This is a genomic window from Mariniflexile jejuense (assembly GCF_042675665.1).
Lineage (GTDB): Bacteria > Bacteroidota > Bacteroidia > Flavobacteriales > Flavobacteriaceae > Mariniflexile > Mariniflexile jejuense.
The window spans coordinates 3,564-14,817 of the sequence record NZ_JBHTJI010000001.1; the positions used below are offsets into that span (position 1 = coordinate 3,564).

11 protein-coding genes are annotated in these 11,254 nt (G+C 30.9%); 7 read left to right on the plus strand and 4 right to left on the minus strand.

Features of this window, described 5'->3' with window-relative positions; genetic code table 11:
* Positions 1-133 precede the first annotated feature (133 nt).
* Together ACFQ1R_RS00025 and ACFQ1R_RS00030 are read right to left on the minus strand one after the other, a co-directional pair.
* Entirely contained in the window at positions 134-580 is a 447-nt protein-coding gene (locus ACFQ1R_RS00025; protein ID WP_379924020.1) for a hypothetical protein, read from the minus strand.
* Positions 581-1,056: 476 nt separating this feature from the next.
* Complete coding sequence (locus ACFQ1R_RS00030; RefSeq protein WP_379924021.1) at positions 1,057-2,163, minus strand: tyrosine-type recombinase/integrase; 1,107 nt, start codon at positions 2,161-2,163, stop codon at positions 1,057-1,059.
* A gap of 156 nt (positions 2,164-2,319) precedes the next feature.
* On the opposite strand from ACFQ1R_RS00030, the gene ACFQ1R_RS00035 reads away from it, so the two are divergent.
* From ACFQ1R_RS00035 to ACFQ1R_RS00065, 7 genes are all read left to right on the plus strand, one after another.
* A complete protein-coding gene (locus tag ACFQ1R_RS00035) occupies positions 2,320-2,679 on the plus strand; it encodes a hypothetical protein (RefSeq protein WP_379924022.1) in 360 nt (119 codons plus the stop codon).
* Between the two features lie 393 nt (positions 2,680-3,072).
* Positions 3,073-4,488 (plus strand): L-fucose/L-arabinose isomerase family protein, encoded by a 1,416-nt coding sequence (locus ACFQ1R_RS00040; RefSeq protein ID WP_379924023.1) that lies wholly within the window; start codon positions 3,073-3,075, stop codon positions 4,486-4,488.
* 28 nt (positions 4,489-4,516) lie between these two features.
* Complete coding sequence (locus ACFQ1R_RS00045; RefSeq protein ID WP_379924024.1) at positions 4,517-5,341, plus strand: transketolase; 825 nt, start codon at positions 4,517-4,519, stop codon at positions 5,339-5,341.
* A 5-nt stretch (positions 5,342-5,346) separates the two neighbouring features.
* On the plus strand, positions 5,347-6,318 hold the full coding sequence (locus ACFQ1R_RS00050) for a transketolase family protein (RefSeq protein WP_379924025.1): 972 nt from the start codon (positions 5,347-5,349) through the stop codon (positions 6,316-6,318).
* Positions 6,319-6,382: 64 nt separating this feature from the next.
* Positions 6,383-7,882 carry an FGGY family carbohydrate kinase gene (locus ACFQ1R_RS00055; RefSeq protein ID WP_379924026.1) on the plus strand — a complete coding sequence of 500 codons (1,500 nt, stop codon included), beginning with the start codon at positions 6,383-6,385 and terminating at the stop codon, positions 7,880-7,882.
* A gap of 374 nt (positions 7,883-8,256) precedes the next feature.
* Entirely contained in the window at positions 8,257-8,706 is a 450-nt protein-coding gene (locus ACFQ1R_RS00060) for a protein-disulfide reductase DsbD domain-containing protein (protein ID WP_379924027.1), read from the plus strand.
* A 15-nt stretch (positions 8,707-8,721) separates the two neighbouring features.
* Positions 8,722-10,683, plus strand: coding sequence for a protein-disulfide reductase DsbD family protein (locus tag ACFQ1R_RS00065; RefSeq protein ID WP_379924028.1), 1,962 nt, complete (start codon positions 8,722-8,724; stop codon positions 10,681-10,683).
* Between the two features lie 11 nt (positions 10,684-10,694).
* Here ACFQ1R_RS00065 and ACFQ1R_RS00070 read toward each other — a convergent pair whose 3' ends face one another.
* Complete coding sequence (locus ACFQ1R_RS00070; RefSeq protein WP_379924029.1) at positions 10,695-10,880, minus strand: YgaP family membrane protein; 186 nt, start codon at positions 10,878-10,880, stop codon at positions 10,695-10,697.
* Positions 10,881-10,892: 12 nt separating this feature from the next.
* Entirely contained in the window at positions 10,893-11,198 is a 306-nt protein-coding gene (locus tag ACFQ1R_RS00075) for a hypothetical protein (protein ID WP_379924030.1), read from the minus strand.
* Positions 11,199-11,254 lie beyond the last annotated feature (56 nt).

Below are 11,254 nucleotides of genomic sequence, written 5' to 3' on the forward strand. Positions count from 1 at the left end.
GTTCGTGTAAGGATAGTTGCGTGATTAAGCAACTAACTTAGCAAAAATGGAACGAACCAGAGGAAAATCCGCAGGATTTTCCGAGTAGGCTAGAACCAAGCAATTATTTTTACACTTTGTTGTAATGCGTTTTTTATTCTATTATATTTTTATGAATGTCCGTTTGATAAATCTGGTGTTCAAAATCATTTTTATCAATTATTGTGTCAACTTTTTTTGCGAAATCTATTTCAAAAACATCTTTATCAGATTCAGCAATTCGGATTAAATAACAGTCGTTTATTTCAATTCCGAGATTGTTTATTTGTTTATCAGGAATATCTTTAATTAAATGGAAAACAGTATCATTTTTTTCATAATACAAGTAGACTACATCTTTTCTATCTCTGATGCCTTTACCACTTGCCGAATAAGGTTTTAGTTTTTCTACAATTCCATAAACTTTAAAATTTCCGCTATTAATTTTTTCCGATTTATTTTTCTCTTTTACACTATCAAATAAAAATCCACTTGCCATAATTCCTGCAATAAAAGTCGAATAAATAATTTTCTGTTTTAAAGAGTACTTTTTCTTTCCCAATCAGTTTTGTTTAAATGCATTACAACGTTGCGTATAAGAATAGTGCGTTTTTGTGTGCGAGGATTTTCCGCAGGAAAATCAGAAGCTAACAAAAAAAGCACTAAGTTTTGATTAAGTATAAAACTAAGCATTATTTTTATACATTGTTACCTTGCGTTTTTATTGTCCGTTAAATATAGCGTTTTTTCTTTCTTTTTTTTCTTTTTTTAATTGATTTTCTGCGTTTAACAATTCCGCAAACTTGCTCATTTTTCCGCTGCGATTGGATTTTCCGCAAACATGGTTTTTCTGTTTTTGTTTATTCCACAAACGGGCTAAAATTCCGCAATCTTGTTTTTTTTCTGTTTTTAAATTCCGTAAAAATTTGCTTTAAATCTCAATATTTTTTCCGCAAAACTTGCGTTTGAGTGCGTGTTTTTAATGCAAGGTAACAATTGTATAACCACAGGTAATACGAATTATTGTAGTTATATCGTTTATGTGTGCAATATATTACTTTTTAACAATGTATCCAATGGACTTGTAATAGTTTTATTGTTAATTTCAATAGTCTTAGTATATATCTCAGTTGTTTTTGGCGAGCTATGACCCAACATATTCTGTAAGTGCCGAACATTTATGTTGTTTTCAATACAATGTGTTGCAAACGAATGTCGCAAAGTATGTACCGTTGCCCAAGGGTTTGAATTCGTGTCGTTCACGGCTTTTCTAAATATAGATCTAATACTGGCTGTACTGTATTTACAACCCGTTTGCCCTTCAAATAACCAGTACGACGGTTTATAAGCTTTATAGTAATCTCTTAATAATACTAATAACTGTTCAGGCAAAATAGTCTTTCGGTCTTTTTTGCCTTTACTGTCCTTTATAAATAAATAGCCGTCTTTAGAGTGTACATCTGCAATTCTTAAATTCAAAAGTTCCGATATGCGTAATCCACTACCATAAATAGTATGCAAAATTGCTTTGTGTTTTATGTTTTGAGGTGATTGGATAATATTCAACACCTCAATTTTGCTTAAAACATTAGGTATAGATACTGCTTTTTTAGGTCGTTGAATTTCATAATATTCCCTAGGTAGTTTAAGTGCATGTTCATAATAAGCCTTAATGGCATTAATTAATTGATTTTGATAACTTTCACTAATCTTACTCTTTTTTATAAGTTCATAAACAAAACCTTCAATGTCTTCTTTTGTAACCTCTTTTAGGTTACGATGCATAAATTTCCCCAAAAATACACTAAACATTTTTTTATAAACTTGAATACTCGATTGGCTATATTGCTTTAAAACCAATGCTTTCTCAAGTTCATAAAGAGCATCCAAAGCATTTTCAGTTAATAAAACACTAGGAACGGGGGTAAAACGAACATCCTTTTCAATTTTACAGCATTCTCCACATATGCTTTTTAATTGCTCAAAATTTTGGGTTGTATTAATTACCGACCACAGTTTTTGGTGTGGATGCCAGAAACTACTGTCCATTTTTTTTATCGCTTCCCTAACATTAATCATGGCGTAAGGTATAAAAACCTTTATACGCTTAGCTTCTTTAAATGGCTGATATATAACAGGTTGCATAGTTTTGTTTTTTTAAATTAATTTGCCCTACTTAAAAATAATTAAAAATACTACAAGTTAAAGTGATTTGTTATAAATAGTAGTATTTTAACCGTTAAAAACGATTAAGTGTATAAAATTAAAAAACACAATGTTAAATTAATATTTTATAAAACAATGAATCAAAAGAAATGTAAAATATGTAGTAAACTTTTAGTAGGAAGAAATGATAAAATGTTTTGTTCTGTAAAATGTAAAAATTATTACCATGTTAATTTAAGAAAAGTTACCGATAAGGTTGTTAAAGATCTTGATAACATTTTACATAGAAACAGAAGTATTCTTTTGGAAATTTTAGGTAAAAGAAAAGGACATACAACCATAGATAGAATGACGCTTGTTAAAAAGAGATTTACTTTTAAATACCATACACACTTACATATTAATAGCAAAGGCAAAACCTATTATTATTTATATGACCTCGCATGGATGGAATTTTCAAATGATGAAATATTGATAATTCGAAATAAAGAATAGTTTTAAAAATTAACTTAAAACATTAAAGGGTTTAATGTAATGCCAAAGAAACTTTTTTAATGTGTCATGCTTCTTTACTAGGCTAATTTTCATTTGTAATTATTAAAAATTTCCCATAATTAATAATTGATTAAGTAACAATAAAGCTATAATATGCTATGTTATTTGTTTCAATCGTTTCGAGAGTTAAAAAAAATATATATTAACTATTTTTTACTAAAACGCCATTAAATTTATAAAGTAAACAAAATTTATTATGTTAAAATTTTGCTAGCTTTATTTAGTGTTTTTTTTTATAAAATTGACCACCGTTTAAAAATAACACTATTTTATTTTAAAAATCACCAAATTAGTACCTTAAAATGATGAATTAAAATCACAACAAATAAAAAAATGTCAAAACAAGCATTAAGCATAGGAATAATAATAGGAAATAGAGATTTTTTTCCAGATAGTTTAGTTGAAAAAGCAAGAACAGAAATAATAGAAGTGTTTTCTAAATTAAAATTAAAACCAATTTTATTAGAAACTACAGATACAAAACTTGGTGGGGTAGAAACGTATAAAGATTCTCAAAAGTGTGCCGAACTTTTTAAAAAACATTCTGAAGAATTAGCTGGAATTTTAGTGCTTTTACCAAATTTTGGTGATGAAAGAGGTGTTGCAGATACTTTAAAGTTGGCTAACCTAAATGTGCCAGTTTTAATACAAGCTTATCCAGATGAATTATCTAAAATGAATGTTGTAAACCGCAGAGATTCTTGGTGTGGTAAAATTTCGGTTTGTAATAACTTATATCAATACGGTATAAAATATACATTAACAAGTCAACATGTTTCGCATCCATCAGATCCAATTTTTCAAAAAGATTTAAAAGATTTCTTAGCAGTTTGTCGTGTGGTAAAAGGTTTAAAAAATATTAGAATTGGAGCCATTGGCGCAAGACCTGGAGCATTCAATACCGTTCGCTATTCAGAAAAAATATTACAAAGAAATGGTATAACTGTTGTTACTGCCGATTTATCTGAAATTCTTGGAAAAGCAAACAAACTAACTAAAGATGATGCTTCAGTTAAACAACATTTAGAAAAAATAAATGCCTACGCTTCAAAAGGAAAAACACCTAATGATGCCATGATACAAATAGCAAAATTAGATGTGGTATTAAACGATTATGTTGATGAATACCAATTAGATGCTACAGCAATTCAATGCTGGACATCTTTACAGCAAAATTTTGGCTGTAATGTTTGTACAAGTATGAGTATCATGTCAGAAAATATGTTGCCTTCAGCTTGTGAAGTTGATGTTACTGGAACTTTAAGTATGTATGCCATGCAATTAGCTTCAGGTTCACCAAGTGCTTTAGTAGATTGGAATAATAACTACGCAAACGATCCAGAAAAATGCGTATTATTCCATTGTGGAAACTGGGCAAAGTCATTTTTACCAGATGTAGAAATAAGCAATGCTCCTATATTAGGCACCAGTGTTGGTGTTGAAAATACTTATGGTGCTTTAGATGGTAGAACTCCAGCAATGCCATTAACCTATGGAAGAATAAGTACAGACGATCCAAAAGGCATCATAAAAGCCTATATAGGTGAAGGCGAATTAACAGACGATCCATTAAAAACGTTTGGAAATAGAGCTGTAGCCAAAATAGGAAACTTACAAGGCTTAATGAACCACGTTTGTAGAAATGGTTTTGAACATCATGTCGTAATGAACGCTTCTAAAACAGGAGCTATTCTTGAAGAAGCTTTAGGAAATTACATGGGTTGGGATATTTATAACCATAAAGGATAATTTCAAAAAATACAGAAAAGAAGGAAAAATGACGAATAAAGAATTGAAATTGAAATCTGTATTCTTGAGAAAAAATCTTCTCAAATACATCTACAAAGCAAAAGCAGGTCATACAGGAGGTAGTTTGTCGTGTGTAGATACATTGAATGTACTTTACAATCGTGTATTAAATGTTGACCCAAATAATTTTAAAAATCCAGATAGAGATAGATATATTCAAAGTAAAGGGCATTGTGTAGAAGCACTTTTTGTAACATTAGCAGATCGTGGTTTCTTTCCAGAATCCGATTTAGAAACACTTTGCAAATATCAATCACACTACATTGGCCATCCTACAAAAAAAGTAAATGGTGTAGAGCAAAATACAGGTGCGCTTGGTCACGGACTGCCAATTTGCGTAGGTGAAGCTATTGCTGCAAAATTAGACAACAAAACCCATCGTGTATATACTTTAATTGGCGATGGCGAATTACCAGAAGGTTCAAACTGGGAAGCTTTTCTTTCTGCAGCACATTACAAACTCGATAATTTATATGCCATTTTAGATTATAACAAACAACAAATTACAGGAAATAATAGTGATGTTATGAATACAGCTTCGGTTGCTGAAAAACTGAAAGCATTTGGTTGGGCAGTAAAAGAAGTTGACGGTCATAATCTTGAAGCATTAGAAGAAGCTTTAAACAATGGTCCTTTAGAAAAAGGTAAACCAAACTTCATCATAGCGCACACTATTAAAGGTAAAGGTGTAAGTTACATGGAAGGCAATACGAAATGGCATCATGGTGTGCCAACACCCGAACAGTATGAATTAGCGCTTTCAGAATTAACAGAAGCACAAGCATTAATTTAAAGATTATGGAGTTAGATAAAATAGAAGAGAAAGATTTAAAAATGGGTAAAGCCAACCAAGAAGTGTTTGCTGAAATTATGGAAGCACTGGCTGAAACCGATAGAAATATTATAGCCGTAACCAGCGATTCGCGTGGTTCAGGAAAATTAGTGCCTTTTGGACAAAAATATCCAAATCAAATAGTTGAAGTTGGTATTGCCGAACAAAATTTAGTAGGTGTTGCTGCAGGTTTAGCTTCCGCAGGAAAAAAAACATTTGCCGTATCTCCAGCTTGTTTTTTAAGTGCTCGTGCTTTGGAACAAATTAAAAATGATGTTTGCTATTCTGATAATCCTGTAACCTTAGTTGGTATTAGTGCGGGCGTTAGCTATGGTGCTTTAGGCACAACACACCACAGTTTACATGATTATGCCGTACTTCGTGCTATAAACAACCTAATTATTGTAGCACCTGCCGATAATTTTGAAACAGAACAAGCAGTACGTTTAGCAGCTAAAACCAATAAACCTATTTACATGCGATATGGCAAAAAAGCCATGCCTTTTTTAAATGAAGAAAACAAAACATTTGAATTTGGTAAAGGACGTGTTGTTAGAGAAGGTAGTGATATGGCTATAATAGCAACAGGTGAAACCGTTTATCCAGCATGGTTAGCAGCTAAAAAATTGGAAGATGAACATGGCATCAAAACAACCGTGGTTAGTATGCATACCATTAAACCTTTAGATATAAAATTATTAGAAGAATTAGCATCAAATGGTAGACCAATTTTAACTGTTGAAGAGCATATGATAAATGGCGGTTTAGGCGAAGCCTGTGCATCTTATTTATTTCAAAAAGGTTTCAGAAATAAATTCAAAATAGTTGGAATTCCAGACGAATATACAATAACAGGTTCTCAAGTAGAAATTTTTAACCATTATAGTATTTCAAAAGACGGTTTATATGAAATTAGCAAAAAACTGTTAGATATTTAAATTCTAGGATACCAAACTGAAAGAAAAGTGAATTATTTTGTAGATTTAAAAATTAATTATAAGCATGTCAAAATCCTATATTTTATCTATAGATCAAGGAACAAGTGGAACAAAAGCTATTATTTTTGATGAATTTGGAAAGCTAGTTATTAAAGCAACCGCACCATTAAAATCATATTACCCTGAAGCTAGTTTTGTAGAACAAAATCCACAAGAAATATATCAATCGGTTATCGATGCTGTAAAAAGTTGTATTACAAAATTTAATGCCGAATTTCCAGGTGAAGAAGTAAATATTATATCTTGCGGCATCTCAAACCAACGAGAAACCTTTATTTTATGGGATAAAGATGGAAATTCGCTTTATAACGCTATAGTTTGGCAATGTAAACGTTCCGTAGAAGTTTGCGAGCGGCTAAAAGAAAACCATTTAGAATCTGATATAAATAAAAGTACTGGCTTAACCATCGATCCCTATTTTTCTGCAACTAAAGTTACTTGGTTGTATGAAAATAATGATAAAGTAAAAAAAGCTATTGATTCAGGAAATGCTTTTTTTGGAACTGTTGATACTTGGTTACTGTACAAGCTTACCAATGGTAAAAGCTATAAAACAGATCATACTAATGCATCAAGAACTCTGTTTTATAACATCTATAATTTGGAATGGGATGCATCACTTTTAAAAGTATTTAAAATACAAAACTTAAATTTACCAGAAGTCACGTTTTCATCTGATTATTTTGGTAATTCAACTTTTGATGATGTTTTTATAACGCCAATTCCAATAACTGGAATGATTGGCGATTCGCAAGCAGCTTTTTTTGGTGAAGAATGTTTTTTCAATGGTATGGCAAAAGCAACCTTAGGCACGGGTTCCTCCATTCTTTATAATACCGAAAGCATATCAAAACAATCAAATAATGGAATGCTCACAACAATTGGGTGGAGCGTAAACGGACAGGTAAATTATGCTTTAGAAGGTATAATAGTAAGTTGCGGTTCTACTATTGAATGGTTAAAAAATCAATTAATGGTTTTTGATTCTTATAGTAATATTGAACCTATGGCTACATCATTAAAAACAAATGAAGGTGTTTATTTAATTCCTGCATTTAGTGGTATGGGCGCGCCCTATTGGCAAAAAGACTGGAAAGCATCTATACATGGAATAACATTCGGAACTACTAAAGAACACTTTGTTCGAGCTGCTTTAGAAGCTATTGCTTTTCAAATAAAAGATGTAATATATTCTATTGAAAAAGAAACCAATTCGTCTTTAAAAGAATTAAAAGTAAACGGAGGCATTACCGCTAATGGGTTTTTAATGCAATTTATTGCCAATTTATTAAAAACGCCAATAATAAATATGGGCATTACAGATGTTTCGGCTTGGGGTGCAGCTTTAATTTCAGGGTTAGGTGTTAAACATTGGAAAAACCTTGAAACACTTCCAAAATTACCTTCACAAATGATTAAAAAATATATTCCAAATAGGGATAATGATATTGTAAATGAAGCTTATTTTGGATGGCAACAAATATTGAATGATAAGAAACAGTAAACAATATATAGTTCAGATTTTTCGCCTTTCCTCGAATATAAAATTTATGATTATTCCTAATAATAAAAAAACTTAGAAATTTAAATACAAAATTATGTTTTTGAGTTTTTTTTTGTTCATGTAAGATGATAAAACAGAAAACAATTACAATTTATTTTTTAGTTATAAATCCTACACACTAATTTAAAGTTATTTTTACGAGTTAAAATATTGTTTATTTATTTTAATAGATTATATTCATTTCTATAAATTATAAACTCCATGTAAAAAATAATCATAAAAATTAACTTTTATTAAAAATATCTTAAACTAAAACTTTTATAGAGATCAAAGTTTTAGTTTTGATAAATATTTTTTAGATTGGTATATTGATAATGAAAAAACTACTAGTATTACTTTTTTTAAGTTTAAACCTAACAGCAATGGCTCAAATTCATAATCCAGTTAAATGGACTACTAAAGCCGTTAAAATTTCAGATTCCGAATACCAATTAGTAGCAACAGCAAGTATAGAAGGCGAATGGCATTTATATTCTCAATCGGTTCCGCAAGATGGACCAATTCCAACCAAATTTGTTTTTCAAGGTAATGCAAACTACCTAAAAAAAGGAAATACAACTGAGGGCGAGGGAAAAACGATAGATGATCCTGTTTTTGAAATGAAAATTAAGTATTTTGCACACAAAGCCGATTTTAAGCAGCGTATTAAATTAAAAGGAAAAATACCATTTGAAGTAAAAGCAACCGTAGAATTTATGGTGTGTAATGATACACAATGTTTACCACCAACTGAAGTAGACTTGGTTTTTAAAGTCGCTAAGTAATTCGAACCAATCACTATGAGAAAAATTTTAGTAGTTCTTTTTTGCTTGTTTTTTGGCATTTTTCAAAGTATGTCACAAATGGTAGATCCTGTAAAATGGACAACTTCAGTAGAAAAAATATCTGAAACTGAATATTATTTAATATCAAAAGCAGAAATTCCTTCAGGGTTTCATTTATATGCACAATCTATGGCAGCAGATGGGCCAATACCAACATCATTTATTTATGACGATAGTGAAGGTAACTTTACAATTATAGGAAATACTGAGGAAGAACAAGGAAAAACCGTAAACGATCCTGTTTTCAACATGGAAATTAAATACTTCGAAAAAACAGCAACGTTTAAACAAAAAGTAGAAGTAAAAAGAGGTGTAACAACAATCAATGCTTTTGTTGAGTATATGATTTGTAACGACACACAATGTTCACCACCTACTGAAGAGGAACTGGTATTTAATTTTTCTGAAAGTTCAAAAGCAGTAGTAGCAAATGTTGCATTAAATACAACTTTAATGTCAGATTCATCTAAAGAATCTAAAAAAGGACTTTTGGGTATATTTTTCATTGCTTTTTTATCAGGTTTTGCAGCACTATTAACACCATGTGTATTTCCTATGATCCCAATGACGGTTAGCTTTTTTACTAAACAGAGTAAAACAAAAGTAGCAGGAATAAAAAATGCAATTATTTATGGCATTTTTATAATTATTATTTACGTTCTTTTAGGAACAGCCGTTACAGCTTTGTTTGGAGCTGATTCTTTGAATGCATTAGCATCAAATCCATGGTTTAACATTGTTTTCTTTCTATTATTGATCGTTTTTGCTGTGTCTTTTTTAGGTGCATTCGAAATTATGTTACCAAACTCATGGGCAAATAAAGTAGATTCACAGGTAGATAGAGGAGGACTTATTGGTATTTTCTTTATGGCATTGGCATTGGCAATCGTATCCTTTTCATGTACAGGACCTATTGTAGGTACTTTATTGGTAGAAGCGGCATCAAAAGGAGGTATTGCGCCAGTTATAGGAATGTTAGGTTTTTCGCTGGCAATAGCTCTACCATTCGCATTGTTTGCAGCCTTCCCAGGGTGGTTAAATTCATTACCAAAATCCGGAGGATGGTTAAATACTGTAAAAGTAGTTTTAGGATTTTTGGAACTTGCATTAGCCTTCAAATTTTTATCCAATGCAGATTATGTATTACAACTACATTTGTTTGAACGTGAATTGTTTATAGCTATTTGGGTAGCAATTTTTGGAGCATTGACATTTTACCTTTTTGGAAAAATACAGTTACCACACGATTCACCATTAACTCATATTTCTGTAGGACGGTTAAGTTTAGGTTTATTAACATTAGCCTTTACTATTTACATGATTCCTGGACTTTGGGGTGCGCCATTGAATTTGATTAGTGCTTTTCCGCCACCACCAGATTATAGTGAATCACCATATGGTGTAGGATTTACAAAATTAGAAAATAGTTCTGCATCGGTAAATGGATATACAGATTTACCTGAAGGAGCGCATTTAATGGCACCACATGATATAATGGCTTTTCATGACTATGATACAGGTTTGGAATATGCCAAAAAAGTAGGAAAACCAGTGATGATTGATTTTACGGGATATACCTGTGTTAATTGTCGTAAAATGGAAAACAATGTATGGATAAAACCTGAAATTTTAAATATTTTAAAAAATGAAGTCGTTTTAATATCTCTTTATGTCGATGACCCAAAACCGTTGCCTAAAAGCGAAATAAGGGAATATTCCTTAAGACCCGGAAAATATTGGAAGGATTATGGAGACAAATGGGCTGATATGCAAGCTGTAAGGTATAGTGCTAATTCACAACCATTTTATGTATTAATGGATCACAATGAAAAGAACCTTGTAGCTCCAGTAGCTTATACACCCGACGTAAAGGTTTATCAAAGTTGGTTAAAAGAAGGGATTTCAAAATTTAAATAATAGTTTTTATTTTAGTCTTTAACCCCTAATTTTTCTAATATAGTATCCATTAAACACCATTTTGTTAATGATGATTGTAGTAAGTTTGCACCAACAAATGCTGTAAACCATAACCAATTAATATTTATGTAGATAGCTAATAGTAAGCTAATTATAATAAAAGTACCAGCTATACCTCTTACAATTCTATTTTTCATTTTATTTAAGTTTTAAATTGATTTTTCAATAGGAACAACAATCGCTTTTATTGGATTGTTCGTTTCCAAATTTGTATTAAATTCTTTAATTAAGGTGAATAGCGCATCAATATTTTCATCTTCTGTAAAAGAAAAAAACATACTAGATTCGTTACCACTTTTTTCTACTGAAAACCAATTTGAAGCCATAAATAACGATGAACCATTTTTGTAGCCATCAATTTCTGTACTGCTAAAGTTTTCAATATGTGCTTTTTTGAAGAGTTGCAAAACATCTTTTTGAAACTGCTTTACTGCTGTTACGATTACTAATTTCATATGTGTATTTTTTATGGATTTGATGGTAGTCGAAATCAAATACTGTTTTTCCCGAC

Excerpts from the sequence above, each read along its gene's own strand:
- ACFQ1R_RS00070 (WP_379924029.1), bottom strand. The coding sequence starts at position 10,880 with ATGAAAAATAGAATTGTAAGAGGTATAGCTGGTACTTTTATTATAATT.
- ACFQ1R_RS00055 (WP_379924026.1), top strand. The coding sequence starts at position 6,383 with ATGTCAAAATCCTATATTTTATCTATAGATCAAGGAACAAGTGGAACA.
- ACFQ1R_RS00065 (WP_379924028.1), top strand. The coding sequence starts at position 8,722 with ATGAGAAAAATTTTAGTAGTTCTTTTTTGCTTGTTTTTTGGCATTTTT.
- ACFQ1R_RS00060 (WP_379924027.1), top strand. The coding sequence starts at position 8,257 with ATGAAAAAACTACTAGTATTACTTTTTTTAAGTTTAAACCTAACAGCA.
- ACFQ1R_RS00050 (WP_379924025.1), top strand. The coding sequence starts at position 5,347 with ATGGAGTTAGATAAAATAGAAGAGAAAGATTTAAAAATGGGTAAAGCC.
- ACFQ1R_RS00075 (WP_379924030.1), bottom strand. The coding sequence starts at position 11,198 with ATGAAATTAGTAATCGTAACAGCAGTAAAGCAGTTTCAAAAAGATGTT.
- ACFQ1R_RS00045 (WP_379924024.1), top strand. The coding sequence starts at position 4,517 with ATGACGAATAAAGAATTGAAATTGAAATCTGTATTCTTGAGAAAAAAT.
- ACFQ1R_RS00040 (WP_379924023.1), top strand. The coding sequence starts at position 3,073 with ATGTCAAAACAAGCATTAAGCATAGGAATAATAATAGGAAATAGAGAT.
- ACFQ1R_RS00035 (WP_379924022.1), top strand. The coding sequence starts at position 2,320 with ATGAATCAAAAGAAATGTAAAATATGTAGTAAACTTTTAGTAGGAAGA.
- ACFQ1R_RS00030 (WP_379924021.1), bottom strand. The coding sequence starts at position 2,163 with ATGCAACCTGTTATATATCAGCCATTTAAAGAAGCTAAGCGTATAAAG.